The 16948-nt window shown below is 66.1% G+C and carries 16 protein-coding genes; 9 read left to right on the forward strand and 7 right to left on the reverse strand.

What is annotated here, in order from left to right; translation table 11 throughout:
• Positions 1-192 precede the first annotated feature (192 nt).
• Positions 193-2622, reverse strand: a complete 2430-nt coding sequence (locus ACVWYQ_RS13570; protein WP_456725700.1) for a bifunctional diguanylate cyclase/phosphodiesterase — start codon at positions 2620-2622, stop codon at positions 193-195.
• Between the two features lie 290 nt (positions 2623-2912).
• On the opposite strand from ACVWYQ_RS13570, the gene ACVWYQ_RS13575 reads away from it, so the two are divergent.
• On the forward strand, positions 2913-4079 hold the full coding sequence (locus tag ACVWYQ_RS13575) for an ABC transporter substrate-binding protein (protein ID WP_271540723.1): 1167 nt from the start codon (positions 2913-2915) through the stop codon (positions 4077-4079).
• Positions 4080-4085: 6 nt separating this feature from the next.
• On the opposite strand, the gene ACVWYQ_RS13580 is transcribed toward ACVWYQ_RS13575, so the two are convergent.
• The gene (locus tag ACVWYQ_RS13580; protein ID WP_271540724.1) at positions 4086-5063 is read right to left on the reverse strand and encodes a hydroxyacid dehydrogenase; all 978 of its coding nucleotides are present in this window, start codon (positions 5061-5063) and stop codon (positions 4086-4088) included.
• A 187-nt stretch (positions 5064-5250) separates the two neighbouring features.
• Between ACVWYQ_RS13580 and ACVWYQ_RS13585 the strand changes: the two genes are divergently transcribed.
• Positions 5251-6720, forward strand: a complete 1470-nt coding sequence (locus tag ACVWYQ_RS13585; protein WP_456725701.1) for a caspase family protein — start codon at positions 5251-5253, stop codon at positions 6718-6720.
• 51 nt (positions 6721-6771) lie between these two features.
• Here ACVWYQ_RS13585 and ACVWYQ_RS13590 read toward each other — a convergent pair whose 3' ends face one another.
• From ACVWYQ_RS13590 to ACVWYQ_RS13605, 4 genes are all read right to left on the reverse strand, one after another.
• The gene (locus ACVWYQ_RS13590) at positions 6772-7137 is read right to left on the reverse strand and encodes a hypothetical protein (RefSeq protein ID WP_036037392.1); all 366 of its coding nucleotides are present in this window, start codon (positions 7135-7137) and stop codon (positions 6772-6774) included.
• A gap of 34 nt (positions 7138-7171) precedes the next feature.
• Complete coding sequence (locus tag ACVWYQ_RS13595; RefSeq protein WP_456725702.1) at positions 7172-7396, reverse strand: Spy/CpxP family protein refolding chaperone; 225 nt, start codon at positions 7394-7396, stop codon at positions 7172-7174.
• On the reverse strand, positions 7330-8454 hold the full coding sequence (locus ACVWYQ_RS13600; protein ID WP_456725703.1) for a Spy/CpxP family protein refolding chaperone: 1125 nt from the start codon (positions 8452-8454) through the stop codon (positions 7330-7332). Before ACVWYQ_RS13600 ends, ACVWYQ_RS13595 begins: the two co-directional genes overlap by 67 nt.
• Positions 8455-8555: 101 nt before the next feature.
• The gene (locus ACVWYQ_RS13605) at positions 8556-9980 is read right to left on the reverse strand and encodes an FAD-binding oxidoreductase (protein WP_271540727.1); all 1425 of its coding nucleotides are present in this window, start codon (positions 9978-9980) and stop codon (positions 8556-8558) included.
• An 87-nt stretch (positions 9981-10067) separates the two neighbouring features.
• Here ACVWYQ_RS13605 and ACVWYQ_RS13610 point away from each other — a divergent pair, with 87 nt between their 5' ends.
• Positions 10068-10571, forward strand: coding sequence for a thioesterase family protein (locus ACVWYQ_RS13610; RefSeq protein WP_271540728.1), 504 nt, complete (start codon positions 10068-10070; stop codon positions 10569-10571).
• A 166-nt stretch (positions 10572-10737) separates the two neighbouring features.
• On the opposite strand, the gene ACVWYQ_RS13615 is transcribed toward ACVWYQ_RS13610, so the two are convergent.
• Positions 10738-10911, reverse strand: a complete 174-nt coding sequence (locus ACVWYQ_RS13615) for a DUF1328 domain-containing protein (protein WP_036006471.1) — start codon at positions 10909-10911, stop codon at positions 10738-10740.
• A gap of 236 nt (positions 10912-11147) precedes the next feature.
• Between ACVWYQ_RS13615 and ACVWYQ_RS13620 the strand changes: the two genes are divergently transcribed.
• The 6 genes from ACVWYQ_RS13620 to ACVWYQ_RS13645 all read left to right on the forward strand — a co-directional run bounded on the left by ACVWYQ_RS13620 (position 11148) and on the right by ACVWYQ_RS13645 (position 16924).
• Entirely contained in the window at positions 11148-13709 is a 2562-nt protein-coding gene (locus ACVWYQ_RS13620) for an ATP-dependent helicase (protein WP_271540729.1), read from the forward strand.
• Positions 13710-13717: 8 nt separating this feature from the next.
• Positions 13718-14005: a type II toxin-antitoxin system HicB family antitoxin gene (locus tag ACVWYQ_RS13625; protein ID WP_157284743.1), complete on the forward strand. Its 288-nt coding sequence runs from the start codon at positions 13718-13720 to the stop codon at positions 14003-14005.
• Between the two features lie 88 nt (positions 14006-14093).
• Positions 14094-14510 carry a hypothetical protein gene (locus tag ACVWYQ_RS13630; protein WP_271540730.1) on the forward strand — a complete coding sequence of 139 codons (417 nt, stop codon included), beginning with the start codon at positions 14094-14096 and terminating at the stop codon, positions 14508-14510.
• Positions 14510-15175: an OmpA family protein gene (locus ACVWYQ_RS13635; RefSeq protein WP_271540731.1), complete on the forward strand. Its 666-nt coding sequence runs from the start codon at positions 14510-14512 to the stop codon at positions 15173-15175. The genes ACVWYQ_RS13630 and ACVWYQ_RS13635 overlap by 1 nt, the downstream gene beginning before the upstream one ends.
• Before the next feature lie 171 nt (positions 15176-15346).
• The gene (locus ACVWYQ_RS13640) at positions 15347-15865 is read left to right on the forward strand and encodes an Mpo1 family 2-hydroxy fatty acid dioxygenase (RefSeq protein ID WP_157284818.1); all 519 of its coding nucleotides are present in this window, start codon (positions 15347-15349) and stop codon (positions 15863-15865) included.
• A 27-nt stretch (positions 15866-15892) separates the two neighbouring features.
• Positions 15893-16924: an NAD-dependent epimerase/dehydratase family protein gene (locus ACVWYQ_RS13645; RefSeq protein WP_271540732.1), complete on the forward strand. Its 1032-nt coding sequence runs from the start codon at positions 15893-15895 to the stop codon at positions 16922-16924.
• The last annotated feature ends 24 nt before the right edge of the window (positions 16925-16948 follow it).

A 16948-nucleotide genomic window follows, 5' to 3' on the forward strand; every position in this document is an offset into this window, starting at 1 on the left:
CGCATGCCCGCTGGGCAGCAACGCCGTTGGAAATGAGAGCGGCCTCGCGGCCATCCTTCGAGACGCCCGCTTTAGGCGGGCTCCTCAGGATGAGGACCGAATGCGCGGCAGCCGTTTCAACGGGCACGGATGCCGCTCAGCCTCATCCTGAGGAGACCGCGAAGCGGTCGTCTCGAAGGACGAGGCGTGCGCTCAGGCGGCGTCGAGCCGTGAGGATTTGGCCGGCGCGTCGAACAGGATCCGCTCGATCGGATGCGGTCGGCCGAACAGATAGCCTTGCGCAAAATTGACGCCGAGCGCCTTCAGCCGGTCGAACTCCTCGCGCGTCTCGACGCCTTCGGCGGTGACCGACATGTCCAGTCCGCGCGCCAGCGTCACGATCGAGGAGATGATGGCGGAAGAGCGCGGCTGCTGGGTCAGGTTGCGAATGAACGACTTGTCGACCTTGATCTTGTCGAACGGGAACGCGGTCAGGTAGCTGAGCGAGGAATAACCGGTGCCGAAATCGTCGAGCGCGAGCTCGACCCCGAGCTGCTTCAGCCGCTCCATGAAGGCATGGTTCTCGCTGCCGCGCTCCAGCAGCACGGATTCCGTGATCTCGATCTCGAGCCGCTGCGGCGGCAGGCCGGAATCGGCGAGCGCCGCACAGATCATGTCGAACAGCTCGGCTTCCTTGAACTGGATCGGCGACAGATTGACGGCGATCATGAGATCGGCGGGCCAGCCGGCTGCGTCCGCGCAGGCGCGCCGCAGCACGAATTCGCCGAGCGGCACGATCAGCCCGGTCTCCTCCGCAAGCGCAATGAACTGGTCCGGAGGGATCAGGCCGCGCGTCGGATGCCGCCAGCGCACCAGCGCCTCGAAGCCGCGTCGTTCGCCACTGAGGGCATCGACGAACGGCTGGTAGTGCACCTCCAGCTGGCAGCGCGCGATGGCGTCGCGCAGATCTCCTTCCAGCGTGTTGCGGGCCTCCAGCTCGGCCGACATCGCCTCATCGTAAATCGTGAAGCAGTTGCGGCCGGCCGATTTCGAACGGTAGAGCGCGAGATCCGCTTTCTTCAGGAGCTGCTCCTGATCGCTGCCATGATCCGGCGCGATCGCGATGCCGATGCTGGTGCCGATCTCGACGCGGTGTCCGGGCAGCAGGAACGGCTCGCTCACGAGCTTGGCGATCCGCGCCGCCAGCTCGGTCGAGCAGGCGCGCTGGTCTTCGCCGGCTTGCTGGATGATGGCGAATTCGTCGCCGCCAAGCCGCGCCAGCACGTCGTCGGCGCGCAGTGCCGATTTCAGCCGCTGCGCCACCTGGCGCAGCAGCGCATCGCCGGCCGCGTGGCCGAGGGAATCGTTGACGTTCTTGAAGCGGTCGAGGTCGAGCATCAGGATCGCGAAGGGCTGGCCCCTCGCGCTCAACTTGCCGTTCATCTCGTCGAGACGGGTGAGGAAGAAGGCGCGGTTCGGCAGTCCGGTGAGGATGTCGGTCTGGGCAAGCTCGAGCACCCGCCGGTTCGCCAGCGACAGCCGCCGCGAATTGCGGCTGGCGAGCATCAGATAGGTCGACAGCGACAGCGTCAGCAGCATGCCGACGACGAGGACCGCAACCGCGCGGTCGTAAGTCGTCGCCAGCGGACCGCCGGCGGTCGGAACCGCCCGCACCTGCCAATCGATGTCGCCGATCTTGAGACTGCCCGACCAGTGCAAGGTCCGCGCGATGTCCCGCATCGACCGCAGCGCCGAGGCGGCCGACGCATAATCCGGCAGCATCTGCTCCAGGCTGACGATCTGCGCCGTGAACGGCGGGAAGACCGTCATGCTGACGGCGGGGCTGGCTCCGGTGGTCACGCGGATGGACTGGATCAGCAGCGGCAGGTCGAAGACGCCGACCACGACGCCGGCGACATTGCGGCGCCGGTCCGCGATCTCCTCGCGCGAGGTTCCCTTGGCGTAGACGGGAACGACGACGAGGACATAGGACGGCCGGTCGCTGTCCTTCGGCCCGAACAGGCGCGTGCGCATGGCTGCGACGCGATCGTTGTCGCGCGCGCGCTCCAGCACCGCCCGTCGCTCCGGAACGGTCGTGTAGTCCATGCCGTAGACCGACGAGGTCTTCGGCTGCGTCGAGTAGAACACCGGAAAATATTCGTCGCTCTGGGGCGCGGTGACGAAGCTCTCGCCCTGCAGCGCCTTGATGTGATAGCTCGACAAACCATCCCGGACCGCCGCGGCCTCGTATTCCGCGCGCTCCTTGCGGTTGACGCGCGGCAACCAGGAAATGCGCAGCATTCCGGGGTGACGCTCGAACAAGCGGGCGCTGAAGGTCTCGAATTCGCTGCGGGTGACTTCTTCGTTGGTCGATTCGAACAGCGTGCGCAGCGCGAGAAGCCTCGATATGTACTCGTTCATGCCGTTCTGCAGGACGATCGCCTGGGTCTCGGCCGCGTTCTCGAACTCGATCTTGTTGACGCGATCTTCCCACCGCGCGACGGCGGCAGCGCCTACGATCGAGAACAGCAGGCCGACGCCGACCGCGACGAGCGCAGGACGATAGAGCCCGAGCAGCGGCGCGGCACGCCACCATCCGCCTCTACGTCTCCGATCCTGATCGTTCTGATCGCGACCGCCCATCTTGAAGCCGCCGTCCCCTATCCGCGACGAACCGAACCTCTGGTTGAGGTGCCGGTGCCGCTATCGGAACAAGACGGCGGTTAAGAAGTGCACAATTTCGCAAACTGGTCGTACCGCAATGCGGAAATTAGTTAACGAAGTGCGCGAACGATCCCGGCTTTCTCGACATAAGTTGCCGGTTTTCCCCGGTGTACTACGGCCTATCTGAGTCGTGCCGCTTAGCGAGCTATTCAGGCTCGCAAGGCTATGTTGCGCAAGGTTTCCTTCCCATGATCCGGCAAAGCCTCCCGATGCATCGATTTCGATCAGCGAGATCCGTCGTCCTGACCGTCGCGCTTCTGGCCGCCACCATGCCGGTTGCGAGAGGCGACGAGGCCGGCATCAGCGAGGATGCGATCCTGCTCGGCCAGGCCGCGGCGCTGGAAGGCCCCTCCTCCGCGCTGGGACAGCGCATGCGGCAAGGCATCGTCGCCGCGTTCACCGAGGTCAACGCCAAGGGCGGCGTTCATGGCCGCAAGCTCCAGCTCATCAGCCGCGACGACGGCTACGATCCCGACCGTTCGGTGGCGCAGACGCTGCGTCTGATCGACGACGACAAGGTGTTCGCGCTGATCGGTGCGGTGGGCACGCCGACCGCGATGGCGACGATACCGATCACCAGCTCCAGGAACGTGCCCTTCATCGGCCCGTTCACCGGCGCCGAGTTCCTGCGCGATCTCGAGCTTCCGAACGTCGTCAACATCCGCGCCAGCTACGGCGCGGAGGCGGAAGCCTGGATCAAGCATCTCACCGAGGATCGCAAGTTCACCCGCATCGGCATCTTCTATCAGGACGATTCCTTCGGCCGCGACGGGCTTGTCGGCGTGAAGCGGGCGCTCGCCAAGCGCGGGCTCGAGCTCGCCGCCGAGGGCACTTACGAGCGCAACACCCGCGCGGTCGGCCAGGCCTGGCGCATGATCAAGCGCGCCGACCCCGAAGCCATCGTCATGGTCGGGACCTATGGTCCGTGCGCGGAGTTCATCAAGCTCGCCCGCCGCAGCGGCGCTCGTCCAACCTTCGTCAACATCTCCTTCGTCGGCGCCGTTGCGCTCGCCGCGGAGCTCGGCCCGGAGGGCGACGGCGTCATCGTCTCGCAGGTGGTGCCGTTTCCCTGGGACCGCTCGCTCAAGCTCGTCGCCGACTACCAGGCGGCGCAGAAGGCGTTCGACCCTACGCTGACACCGGATTTCGTCTCGCTGGAAGGCTATCTGTCCGGCCGCCTTGCGGCCGCGGCGCTGGAAAAGGCCGGCCCTAATCCGACCCGCGCCAGCCTGCTGCGCGCCATCAACGATACCGGCCGTTTCGACATCAGCGGCAGCATCGTCACCGTCGGCACACGCATGCTCGACACGCCGCCGAAGGTGTTCCTGACGGTGATCCAGAAGGATGGGACGTTCAAGGCGGTGGACCGGCTTTGAGACCCTTCACGGCCGCCGCGTCCAGCGGTCGGCGTTGACGGCACCTTGCGGGATTTCTCCCCTTGCGATGGCCTCGACCTGTCGCACCGTCTCCAGCGACTGGTATTCGATGGCCTGCGGCGTCAGCCCGCCGACATGCGGCGTCGCGATGACATTCGGCAGCCTGGCGAGCTCGGGCGTCGGCATCTGGTCCGGTGCGCGGCCGACATCCATGGCGGCGCCGGCGATGCGGCCCTCACGCAGCGCGTGCGCCAGTGCGGTCTCGTCGACGAGATTGCCGCGCGAGAGATTGATGAAGACGGCATGCTTCTGCATGCGCGCCAGCGCCGCCTCCCCGATCAGATTCTCGGTCTGCGCGTTGGCGACGGCTAGGCAGACGACATAGTCCGATGCGACGAGGAGCTCGTCGAGACCGACCTGCCGGATCGCGGCATCGCTGACGGTTACGAAGGGATCGGAGACCAATACCTCCATGCGCAGCACTCTTGTGATCTCGGCGAGGTAGCGCCCGATGCTGCCGTAGCCGATGATGCCGATCCGGCTGCCGGCGAGCTGGCGGCCCATCCGTGCTTCCGGCTTGCGGCCTGCCTGGTAATCTGCGGTGGTCCGCGACACGCCGCGGGAGAGATCGACCATGAAGCCCAGCGCGAGCTCGGCCACGGCCTGCACGAAGCCGGGCCCGGCGCGGGTCACGAGCACGCCGGCTTGCGAGGCCGCATCCACGTCGACGTTGCGGATGTCGACGGCGCAACGGACGAAGGCCCGCAGATGCGGCAATTGCGCAAAGATCTCGCCGCGCCCTTCAGTCATGCGGTCGGCGACGATGATGTCGGCGTCTTTGGCTGCGCGCACCAGGCTGGCTGCGTCCAGCGGCTCATCCTTCTCGTGCAGGATTACCTCGGCGACCGCACGAAGGCCGTTCAGGCTGCGATCGCCGTAATAGTTGCGCCGCATCTCCGGGGTGTGCGCGAGCAGAACCTTCACGACAAGCCTCCTTCAATAGCCGAATGCCCGCGGCAGCGCGGTCGAAACGTCTAGCACAGGGACGGCTCCGGCAGATACCCTGCCCCATTTTGCCGCGGCCCCTGAGTGATCCAGCGCACAGACACCCTCATGGCGCGGACTTAGAAATAGTGACATCATCGTGCGCATTGCCGTTGGAGGTGACATCATGCGCCTTCCAGTCTTTTCGAATTTGCTTGTTGCGTCCGGGCTTCTCGCACTCACCCAGTTGGTGACGCCGACGGACGCGGCCGCCGAAGCGCGGCTTGCGCTGGTAATCGGCCAATCGGCCTATCGCACGGTGCCGGAGCTGCCCAACGCCGCCAACGACGCCAAGGGCATGACGGAGCTGCTCGGCAGTGCCGGCTTCACCGTCACCACGGCGGCCAATCTGGCCCAAACCGAGATGCGCGCGGCGATCTCGGACTTCGCCGGCAAGGTCAGTGCCAGCGGCCCCGACACCGTCGCGCTGGTGTTCTATGCCGGCCACGGCCTTCAGATCGACGGCGAGAACTATCTGGTGCCTGTCGATCTCGATCCCAAGCGCGAGGCCGACATCCCGCTGCAGGGCGTGCGGCTGAACGACATGCTCAACACGCTCGGCGCGCTGCCGACGCGGGCGCGCATCTTCATGCTCGATGCCTGCCGCAACAACCCGTTCCCAGCGCTCAGCGGCGCCGGCCACGGCCTTGCGATCGTCGATACCAAGGCCGGCGCGCCCGGCTCGTTCATCTCCTATTCGACCTCGCCCGGCGCCGAGGCCGAGGACGGCAACGGCCTCGACAGCCCCTATACGACGGCCGTGCTGACGGTCGCCAAGCAGCCGAACCTGCCGATCGAGGAGATGTTCAAGCGCATCCGCGTCGCGGTGGCACAGTCGACCGACGGCCGGCAGATCCCCTGGGAAAGCTCCTCGCTGACCACCGATTTCAGGTTCTTTGGCGAGAGCGGCGGCAGCACGCCCGCTCTTCCCGGCGCATCCGCCATGGCGCTCGCCGGCGGCACGCGCAGCGTCGCAGACTGGCGCAAGACATTGCAGGGCAAGCCGGCCATGGTCGCCTATGAGCTCGTGATCACCGAGGACACCGTGGAGGCGTATCAGGCCTATATCGAGCTGTACGCCCAGGACACCCGCACGCCGCGCCTTCGCACCGTGCTGGAGCGGCGTCGCCAGATGCTGGCGTGGGAGCGTGCCACCGCCATCAACACCCGCGCCTCGTTCGAGGCATACCTGGCGAACTGGGACAACAGCGATCTCGCGGCAACCGCGCGCCGGCTGCTGCTGCGCGTGCAGAACCGCAACTACGCCGTGCCCGTCGCCGCCGCGGCGACGCCCGTCGCGGTCGCGATGGCGCCGACCTGCCCGTGTTCGACGCCCGCGACCCCGGCAACGCCGGTCCCGCCCGTGATCAAGAAGCGCGTCGAGGAGACCCCGCCGAAGCGCAAGGTGGTCGAGACGCCGCCCAAGCGACGGCCGCCGTCCGAGCAAGTGGTCTACGAGCGCGCACCGCCGCCGGATCGCGGCCCGCCGCCGGAGGCCGTGATGCAGGGCATCGGCATCGGCGTGGGGATCGGCCTCGGCATGGGAATGGGCGGCCGCGGCGGCGACCATAACAGCGGTGGCTACCGCAGATACTGAGCCGGTCCGGCACCAGCAACATTCGGCTCGCGCCAATCGCGCGAGCCGAGCTTATTGCGACAGGGCCGGATGGTCCCGGAGCACGGCTTCTCGAATCCAGCCTGCCTGGATCGCACGCGACAAGATCTGCGCCGTCTTGATGTCCTCAGCCTTCATGCAGAGATCCACGATGCGGCGCACGGCGTCGTCGCGCATCAGATCGTCGGAGATCTTCATCGCGATCTCCATGGCAGCGCGGGCTGCGCGCTCATAGCGCTCGCGCGTGCTGGTCGGCGCCGAAGCGCCGGCGGCTTCGGCGATCGCCCGCGCAGCCTGGCAGATGTTGCGAATCCGGTCGGCTGCTTCGATGTCGCCGAGCGGCCCCCCGATCGGCTCGTCCCAGACGTCTGCCGGCTCTCGCCTCGCGAACCACTTCATTGCCCCACCAATGGTCTTCAATTGCTCGCGGCGTTCAGGACATGCGGCGCGGGCCGATCGCCTCGAACTGCGCCTTCTGCTCGTCGTTGAGCGTGGCGTAGAAATCATCGAGCGCCGCCCGGACCGACTTGATTCCGTCCAGCATGACATCGAGACGCTTGCGGATCGCGGCCATGCGGGCCGGCGGCGTCATCACCTCATTGGGCTCGCAGGACGCCTTGAGCGACGTGCTAACTTTAGCGCTGGTGTCCTGGAGCACCTGGGGAGTGCCGCGCGCTGAGTGTCGTTGGGACGAAGCCGTTCTTCGATCGTGGCGCCGGGCCAATCGAACGCGGCGGACGGGCTACAAGTCTGCACCGACGATCCACCTGTATTGTTCGATGCCGCGGCACGACGCTGATCGTCGGCAAGCGCATTGAAGCGCGCCTTCTGCTCGTCGTTGAGCGAGCCATAGAATTGGTCCAGCGCAGGCTGAACCAGATCGACGGCCTTCTGCATCGCCTCGACCCGCTGCTGCATGGCGGCGAGCCGGCCGGGCGCCGTCGCTGCGGCCTGCGTCGGACAGGAGGTGCGGATCAACGCTGCCGCGTCGACCGAGGCGTTGCCTAGCGCATCGAGAGCAGCGCCTTGCGCGTTCGTCGGCTGCACCGCGGCTGCGATTTGATCGATCGGCAGGCCGACGATGGCGCGGCGATCGCTGCCGCAGAGCTGATCGAGCGGCGCGCTGCGCGCCCGCCGCCGTCCCTGCGGCTGCTGCGGCAGATAGGCCGACAGCCGATCATAGCCATAGGGGCCGAAAATGCCGGCATAGATGTCCGGATAGCCGTAGCCCCAGAAGGCGATCCCGTCGCCCCAGATCGTGTAATCGTAGAGGTCGTTATAGGCGAACGGCCAGAACAGCGGCCCGACCCAACCGTAGCCGCCGCCGGGATGCTGCCACCATCCGCTGCTTGCACCGCTCCAGCCGGCGAGTGCCGCCGCTGCGGCAATCTGCGCGCGGGCCGCCGGATTGCTGATCAGCCGGCCGTTGCGGAATGCGCCGGCGTTCCATGCGTTGCGGAAGTTCGCTGGCCGGATCGCGGCATTGCGGATCTGACCGAAGTTCGGGCCGCCACGCCGGGCGCCGGTTGTGAACCGCATCCCGCGATGATGCCCGCCATGCGCATGCCCGCCGCCGTGGCCGCGGAAATGGCCGCCGTGGTGACCGCCGCCATGGCCACCTCCATGGCCGCCGCCGTGTCCGCCCTTCGCGAACGCGGCCCCCGCAAGCATGCAGGCAAAGGCCACCGCGGCAATTCCAACGACCGGTCGCACCATCGCACCCTCCCGCGCAAAGCCCTGCCATTGAGCATCGGAAATTGGCGGGAATTGGAACCGGCAGGATTGCCGAAAGTTCCCGGTCAGAGATGCACTGGCCCTTAGGCCTCCGGCACGATCTTGCCGGGGTTGAAAATGTTGAGCGGATCGAGTGCCTGCTTCAGCGCCCGCATCGCGTCGAGCGCCTCGGGGCCGAGCTCGGCCTCGAGATATTTCTGCTTGCCCTGCCCGATGCCGTGTTCGCCGGTGCAGGTGCCGTCCATCGCCTGCGCACGCTCGACCAGGCGATGCATGAACTCCTCGCCGCGCGCCATCTCGTCGGCGTCGTTGGTGTCGCACACCAGCGAGCAGTGGAAATTACCGTCACCGACATGGCCGACGATCGGCGACAGCAAATTGAGCCGCTTGAGATCCTCCTCGGTCTCGCTGACGCAATCGGCGAGCCGCGAGATCGGCACGCAGACGTCGGTCGCGACCACGCCGATGCTGTCGCCGGGCCGCAGCGCCTTCACCGACCAATAAGCATCGTGCCGCGCCTGCCACAGCTTGGTGCGGTCCTCCGGCTTGGTGGTCCAGGAGAAATCGCCGCCGCCGCAGTCCCTCGCGATCTCGCCGAACGCCTTGGATTGCTCGGCGACCTCGATCTCGCTACCGTGGAATTCCATCAGCAGCAGCGGCGTCTCCGGCAGCGTCAGCTTGGAATAGGCGTTGCAGGCCTTCACCTGCGCGGCATTGAGCAGCTCGATGCGCGCGACGGGAATGCCGGTCTGGATCGCCAGGATCACGGCCTGGCAGGCCCCGTGCACGGTCTCGAACGACACCGCGCCGGCCGCGATCGTCTCGGGGATGCCGCGCAGGCGGATCGTCAATTCCGAGATGATGCCGAGCGTGCCTTCGGCGCCGACGAACAGATGCGTCAGGTCGTAGCCCGCGGACGATTTCTTGGCGCGCGTGCCCGTGGTGATGATCTCGCCGTCGCCGCGCACCACTTTCAGCGCCAGTACGCTGTCGCGCATGGTGCCGTAGCGCACCGCGTTGGTGCCGGAGGCGCGGGTCGAGGCCATGCCGCCGAGCGAGGCATCCGCACCGGGATCGATCGGGAAGAACAGTCCCTGGTCACGCAGATGCTCGTTGAGCGCCTTGCGGGTGACGCCGGGCTCGATCACGCAGTCGAGGTCCTCGGCATGCACCGCGAGCACCTTGTTCATGTCGCGCAGGTCGATCGAGATGCCGCCGGCGGGCGCGTTGACCTGCCCTTCCAGCGAGGTGCCGGTGCCGAAGGGAATGACGGGCACGCGATGTCTCGCGCAGATCCGCACCACGTCCTGGATGTCGGCGGTCTCCTGCGCCATCACCACGCCATCGGGCGGCTGGTTGGGAATCCAGGTGGTGGTATGGCCGTGCTGCTCGCGCACGGCCTGCGAGGTGATGAGGCGGTTGCCGAAGCGCGCGGCAAGCTGCTCCAGCGCGCTTGCGAGGGCTTTCGGCTCCGGCCGCGGCGGATTATTGGTGATGGTCGTACCCACGGAATTCCTCCCGACGAGAAGAGACCGTGGCAAAGGACATATAACCGGTCAAGTCAAGGGACCGGACGCATAGCTTGGGAAGGACACATGCCGGAGACTGCCACAGCCCCGATCGCAGAGCCGTTTCGCTCCTCGATCATGCAGGTCGAGCCGCAATGGATCGACTATAACGGCCATCTCAACATGGCCTATTACAACGTGATGTTCGATCGGGCGATCGACGAGTTCTGGCTCGAGCTCGGGATTGGCCCGGTCTACAAGACCGAGTGCAACGGCTCGACCTTCACCGCCGAATGCCACGTGCGCTATTTGCGCGAGATCCATCTCGGCGATCCCGTGCAAATCCTGGTGTGGCTGCTGAACGCCGATGACAAGCGGCTGCACACATTCGAGGAGATGCGGCACGGCACCGAGGGCTGGCTGTCGGCGACGTCTGAGAACATGTCACTGCACATGGACATGAATGCGCGGCGCGTTGCGCCGTTTCCGCCCGACATCCGGCAGCGCATTGCAGGGGTCGCCAAATCCCACAGCGCCTTGACGCGACCCGAGGGCATCGGCCGGAGCGTGGCGATGCCCTCGAAGCGTTAGCAGCGCGGTGCTGCCTGGGATTGACCTCTCCCGCCGGGGAGAGGTCGGATTGCGCAGCAATCCGGGTGAGGGGCTGCAGCACCAAGCGAGACTGTAACCCCTCACCCGGATCGCATCTTGCGATGCGATCCGACCTCTCCCTACGGGAGAGGTAAACTACGGCGCGCTATATTCTGTTGCGGCCGCGGGCGAGGCCGACGACGGCCGAGACCAGGAACAGAACGACTGCGATGAAGAAGATGATCTTGGCGATCTCGATCGAAGCGCCGGCGACGCCGCCGAAGCCCAGGATGCCGGCGATCAGTGCGATAACCAGAAACGTCACAACCCAGCCTAGCATGGTCAAACCCTCGTCTTGATGTTGTCTGCGATCGACGCGGCTGGCCGCGCCACCTGTCCTGACAATCTCGACGCGGGAACGATAGTTCCGGTCCCGGCGGGAGCGAAATTCGCCGGCTCAGCTGGAACAAATCGGCCTGACGCGCACGTGGAAAACCCGGCCCGGCGCCCCATATAGGCACCAATCCCTGTTAAGAAGGCTCCCTTCCACCACCCCGCGGTGCCATCGTGGGGCCGATGATTCGCATGACCGAGCCGAGCAAGATCACAGCCGTACCCGACCACCAGCCCGCAGCCGGCGGCATCGCCGCGCGTGCGCGTGCCTCGGTGGGCCCGAAATACCTCGCCGGGCTCAATCCGGAGCAGCGCGAGGCGGTGGAGACGCTGGACGGCCCGGTCCTGGTGCTGGCCGGCGCCGGCACCGGCAAGACCCGCGTCCTGACCACGCGCATCGCGCACATCTTGAGCCAGGGCCGCGCCCGCCCGGCCGAAATCCTGTCGGTGACCTTCACCAACAAGGCCGCGCGCGAGATGAAGCACCGGCTCGGCCAGATGCTCGGCCACGCCGTCGAAGGCATGCCGTGGCTCGGCACCTTCCACTCCATCGGCGGCCGCGTCCTGCGTTTCCATGCCGAGCTGGCCCAGCTGAAGTCGAACTTCACCGTGCTCGACGTCGACGACCAGGTCCGGCTGCTCAAGCAGCTGCTGCAGGCCGAGAACATTGACGAGAAGCGCTGGCCGGCGCGGATGCTGGCCGGCCTGATCGACGGCTGGAAGAACCGCGGCCTGATGCCTTCGCAGGTGCCGTCGGGCGAGGCCGCGATGTTCGCCAACGGCAAGGGCGGCAAGCTCTATGCGAGCTATCAGGAGCGGCTGAAGATCCTGAACGCGGCCGACTTCGGCGACCTCCTGCTGGAGAACATCCGCATCTTCCGCGAGCACCCGGATATTCTCAGGCAGTACCAGCAGCGCTTCAAGTTCATCCTGGTCGACGAGTACCAGGACACGAACGTCGCGCAATATCTGTGGCTGCGGCTCTTGTCGCAGGCGCCTTCTTCCACCTCTCCCCGCTTGCGGGGAGAGGTCGCATCGCGAAGCGATGCGGGTGAGGGGGACTCTCCAAGCACCGAGCTCGTGGAGACTCCCCCTCATCCCGGCCTTCTCCCCGCAAGTGGGGAGAAGGAGAAGACCAAAAACATCTGCTGCGTCGGTGACGACGACCAGTCGATCTATGGCTGGCGCGGCGCCGAGGTCGACAACATCCTGCGTTTCGAGCACGATTTCCCTGGCGCCAAGGTCATTCGCCTCGAGCGCAACTACCGCTCGACGGGTCACATCCTCGCCGCCGCCTCGCACCTGATAGCGCACAATGAAGGCCGGCTCGGCAAGACGCTGCGCACCGAGGACCAGGACGGCGAGAAGGTCACCGTCACGGGCTCCTGGGATTCGGAAGAGGAAGCCCGCGGCATCGGCGAGGAGATCGAGCAGCTGCAGCGCCAGGGCGAGAAGCTCAACGAGATCGCCATTCTCGTGCGTGCCTCCTACCAGATGCGCGAGTTCGAAGACCGCTTCGTCACGCTGGGCCTGCCCTATCGCGTCATCGGCGGCCCGCGCTTCTACGAGCGCGCCGAAATCCGCGACGCGCTGGCCTATTTGCGCGTCATCAATTCGCCGGCCGACGATCTCGCCTTCGAGCGTATCGTCAATACGCCCAAGCGCGGGCTCGGCGATGCCACCGTGCAGATGCTGCACGACCACGCCCGCAAGCGCCGCATTCCCTTGTTCGAGGCGGCGCGCGCCGTGGTCGAGACCGACGAGCTGAAGCCGAAGGCGCGCGGCTCGCTTCGCGATCTCATCGCGCAGTTCGACCGCTGGCGTGCCCAGCGCGAGGTCACCGCGCACACCGATCTCGCCCAGATCGTGCTCGACGAGAGCGGCTATACCGAGATGTGGCAGAAGGACCGCTCGGCGGACGCCGCGGGCCGGCTGGAGAACCTGAAAGAGCTGGTGCGCTCGATGGAGGAGTTCGAGAACCTGCAAGGGTTCCTGGAGCACATCTCGCTGGTGATGGACCGCGAGGGTGGCGCCGAGGACGATGCCGTGTCGCTAATGACGCTGCATTCGGCCAAGGGCCTCGAATTCGACAACGTGTTCCTGCCGGGCTGGGAGGAAGGCCTGTTCCCGAGCCAGCGCACGCTGGACGAGCAGGGCCGCGCCGGCCTGGAAGAAGAGCGCCGGCTTGGCCATGTCGGCCTGACGCGCGCCCGCCGCCGCGCAAAGATCTATTTCGCGACCAATCGCCGGATCCATGGCACCTGGTCGACCACGATCCCGTCGCGCTTCCTCGACGAATTGCCGGCGGCCAATGTCGAGATCACGGAATCCAAGGGCGGCTCCGGATGGGGCGGCAGCGGCGGCTACGGCGCCTCGCGCTTCGACGACATGGAGGCGTTCGGCTCCAGCTATTCGACCCCGGGCTGGCAGCGCGCGCAGGCGAACCGGAATCGCGGCGGCGGTCGAAGCGGCGGTTTTGAGGAAGAGGCAGCGACGTTCTCCTCCTCGTCATCCGGCCCCGATTTCGGCAGCTTCTCCTCGCGCCGGCGCGGGCCCTTGACGATCGAAGGCGAGCTGGTCGCCAAATCGACCGGCACGACGTCCGAATTCTCGCTGGAAGACCGCGTCTTCCACCAGAAATTCGGCTATGGCCGCGTCACCAAGATCGACGGCAACAAGCTCACCATCGCCTTCGACAAGGCCGGCGAGAAGAAGGTCGTGGACAGTTTCGTGCAGCGGGCGTGAGGCCCGATATGGCTCAGTACGTTGCCATCATCGAGGACGCCGAGCCGGACGAAACCGTGAGCTTGTGGTTTCCGGACCTGCCCGGTTGCATCTCTGGCGGCGACGACGTCGAGGAGGCCCTGGAGAATGCGCCCGAGGCGCTCGCATTCTATGCGCAGGAGCTGATCGCGGACGGTCGCCAGCTGCCCCCGCCACGGACGCTGGACGAGCTCAAGGCCGATCCGGCGTTTGCCGAGGATGTCAGGAACCATACCATCGCCCTGGTCGACTGGCCGCCCCTCGCTGAGGCCGAGTGAGGACTGTTCGCCGCACTGCGCAACTCTCGACAGTTCTCGCCCGAAACGCCCCTTGACCACCGCGAACTTCCCCGTATCAGATAACCCCATGGTCCGGGGCTCCATCACATTGATCGTGCTTGCATTGGGGATGCCGTCGCTTGCGGCGGCGGAGACCATGAGCTTTGGCGATTCGATCGGCAAGCTGGCGGCGAGCTGCGGGGCGGAAATCGTCGCCAATTGCCGCGGCGTCAACCCGGATTCGAACCGGCTGAAGGAATGCCTGTCGCGCAATCGCGACGTGCTCTCGCCGCAGTGCACGAGCGACTATCTCGGCGTGTTCGAGGCCATCCAGAAGCGCGTCGCCGCGCGCGTCACCGTGGCGAACGCCTGCCAGCGCGAGATCGTCAAGGTCTGCGGCGGCTCGACCAAGGAGACCAGCAAGTCGGTCCCGTGCCTGGTCTCGACGCCCAAGGGCATCAGCAACAACTGCCTGAAGGCCGTTGACGACGCGGGGTATCGCTGATGCGCGCGAACGGGCTCGCCACCGCAGGACTGGGCTTGGCGCTGGGCCTCGCTTTGCTCGCGGGCCCCGCCGGCGCTCAGACGGCGGCGCCGACCCGCGACGACATCGTCGCGAAGCTGAACCATTTCGAAGAGGCCGCCGAGATCGACCTGCCCGCGCTGAAGCAGCAGGTGATGGAGCGCGCCAAGACCAGGATCAAGAACGATCCGGGGCCGGTGAACCGGCCGCTGATCGCGCCGGAGCTCGCCAAGCTGCCCGCCTTCAATGCGCAGATCCAGTTCGACGCCGACACGCCGATCATCCAGCCGACATCCTACCAGACGGTCGGCCGCATTGCGGACGCGCTGGTTCATGCCTCGCTGCTGCCCTACACTTTCCTGATCGTCGGCCACGTCGAATCCAATTCGAAGACGCGCGAGGCCAATGCGATCCTGAGCCAGCGCCGGGCCGATGCGATCCGTGACGTGCTGGTGAACACCTTCAAGATCTCGACCAAGCGGCTGCATCCGATCGGCCTCGGCGAGGAGCAGTTTCTCGATCGGGCCAAGCCGACCTCCGCCGTCAACGGCCAGTTGCAGATCCTGACTTATGCCAAGCTGCCGGAGGAGCCGCGTCCGGCAGCGACGCCAGCGCCTGCGGCGAAAAAGCCCGTCAAGAAGCGCTGAGTGAAGGCGGCTGCGCGGCTGACGGAACCCTTTGAAGTGCGGACTATTTTGCAGCCTGTCCCGGACGCGCGCAGGCGGTTTCACGCGACAAAAGTGCCGGTTTGTGCACTGCCCGGTCCAGTGCTATAGCCTCTGTTCGCCCTTCCCGACCCCGTGCTGCATGAGACCGAAATGGGTGGCTTTTTCCAGCGCCAACTTGCCGTTTATGTCGAGTACCATCGCGATCCCCGCAATACGGCGATGCATGTGGTCGGCATCCTTCTGCTGTTCACCGGCGCCGTGCTGCCGCTGACGCTGGTCAAGCTTCCGCTGTTCGGATTCAACGTCAGCCTGGCGGTGGTCCTGGCTGTTCCGGTCTTGATTTATTGGCTGCTGCTCGACGCGGCGCTCGGGCTCGGCATTCTGGCCGTCTCCGTCGTGCTATTTTCGGTTGCGACGACGATCGCGGCGCAAGTCAGCACCGCGACGATGTGGGCGATTTTCGCGACGCTGGTGGTGCTCGGCCTCGCCGCGCAGGCCATCGGCCACAAGGTTTTTGAGGGGCGCGAGGCCTCGTTGTTCACGTTCCCCTCGCATCTTTTGCTTGGACCGATGTTCGTCATGGCAAAATTATTCATTGCATTGGGCTTCCGTCGCGACCTTGCCGCGATTCTGGCGCCTCTTCCGGCCAATTCTCTTTCAACCCGATAACGCTCGAAGCGAAACAGCAACTTCTGCATGGCTCTCGTCCTGGTTACCGGTGGCAGTGGCTTCATCGGACATCACCTCGTAGAAGCGCTCCGCGCCCGTGGGCAGCGGGTCCGCATTCTTGATGTCCGTGTGCCGAGCGCGGCGAACGCGGATGTCGAGCATGTCCACGGCTCGGTGCTGGACTGTGCCGCGGTCGATGCGGCGATCGCCGGTTGCGATCAGGTCTATCACCTCGCCGGCCTGCCCGGCATGTGGGTCGCCAACAAGCAGGACTTTCACGAGGTCAATTGCCGCGGCACCGAAGTCGTGCTGGCGGCGGCGATGAAGCGCGGCGTCTCGCGCTTCCTGCACTGCTCGACCGAATCGATCCTGTTCCCCTATTCCGACCTCAAGGGCGTTCCCGCCGAAGAGGCGCTGCAGCCGGCCGAGGCGATGCCCGGCGCCTATACGCGGTCGAAATCGCTTGCCGAGCATCATGCCGCCAAGGCGGCAGAAGCGGGCTTCCCGGTGGTGATCGGCACGCCGACCATGCCGATCGGCGCCGCCGACCAACATCTGACACCGCCGACCGCGATGCTCTGGTACTTCCTGCAGAAGAAGGTGCAGCCGCATCTCAACTTTCTGGTCAACCTGGTCGACGTCCGCGACGTCGCCATGGGTCTCGTGCTGACCATGGAACGCGGCCGCCTCGGGCACCGCTACATCCTCGGCGGCGACTGCGTCCCGCTCGGCGACATCCTGCGCATGATGTCGGCGATGAGCGGCCGCCGGCAATTTCCGGTCGTCGTACCTGGCAAGATCGCCGAGCTCTCCGCGATCATGCTCGAATACATCGCCGATCACATCACGCGCCGGCCGCCCAACGGCACCGCCGAGGGCGTGCGGATCGCGCTCGCCGCGAGCGATCTTTCGATCGGCAAAGCCCGTACCGAGCTCGGCTATTCGCCGCGTCCGATCGAGCCGGTCTTGCGCGAAACCATCACCCACCTGCTCGCCCGCAACGGCCAGCAGCCCTCCGGCGCCCTCAAGCATCACGCGCTGTCCTCGCGCGCGAGCTGACGCCGCTTCAAACGCAAAGAACCT

The sequence above is a fragment of the Bradyrhizobium sp. USDA 3397 genome, assembly GCF_054060965.1.

Excerpts from the sequence above, each read along its gene's own strand:
- ACVWYQ_RS13570 (WP_456725700.1), bottom strand. The coding sequence starts at position 2,622 with ATGGGCGGTCGCGATCAGAACGATCAGGATCGGAGACGTAGAGGCGGA.
- ACVWYQ_RS13575 (WP_271540723.1), top strand. The coding sequence starts at position 2,913 with ATGCATCGATTTCGATCAGCGAGATCCGTCGTCCTGACCGTCGCGCTT.
- ACVWYQ_RS13585 (WP_456725701.1), top strand. The coding sequence starts at position 5,251 with ATGCGCCTTCCAGTCTTTTCGAATTTGCTTGTTGCGTCCGGGCTTCTC.
- ACVWYQ_RS13590 (WP_036037392.1), bottom strand. The coding sequence starts at position 7,137 with ATGAAGTGGTTCGCGAGGCGAGAGCCGGCAGACGTCTGGGACGAGCCG.
- ACVWYQ_RS13600 (WP_456725703.1), bottom strand. The coding sequence starts at position 8,454 with ATGGTGCGACCGGTCGTTGGAATTGCCGCGGTGGCCTTTGCCTGCATG.
- ACVWYQ_RS13610 (WP_271540728.1), top strand. The coding sequence starts at position 10,068 with ATGCCGGAGACTGCCACAGCCCCGATCGCAGAGCCGTTTCGCTCCTCG.
- ACVWYQ_RS13615 (WP_036006471.1), bottom strand. The coding sequence starts at position 10,911 with ATGCTAGGCTGGGTTGTGACGTTTCTGGTTATCGCACTGATCGCCGGC.
- ACVWYQ_RS13620 (WP_271540729.1), top strand. The coding sequence starts at position 11,148 with ATGATTCGCATGACCGAGCCGAGCAAGATCACAGCCGTACCCGACCAC.
- ACVWYQ_RS13625 (WP_157284743.1), top strand. The coding sequence starts at position 13,718 with ATGGCTCAGTACGTTGCCATCATCGAGGACGCCGAGCCGGACGAAACC.
- ACVWYQ_RS13630 (WP_271540730.1), top strand. The coding sequence starts at position 14,094 with ATGGTCCGGGGCTCCATCACATTGATCGTGCTTGCATTGGGGATGCCG.
- ACVWYQ_RS13635 (WP_271540731.1), top strand. The coding sequence starts at position 14,510 with ATGCGCGCGAACGGGCTCGCCACCGCAGGACTGGGCTTGGCGCTGGGC.
- ACVWYQ_RS13640 (WP_157284818.1), top strand. The coding sequence starts at position 15,347 with ATGGGTGGCTTTTTCCAGCGCCAACTTGCCGTTTATGTCGAGTACCAT.
- ACVWYQ_RS13645 (WP_271540732.1), top strand. The coding sequence starts at position 15,893 with ATGGCTCTCGTCCTGGTTACCGGTGGCAGTGGCTTCATCGGACATCAC.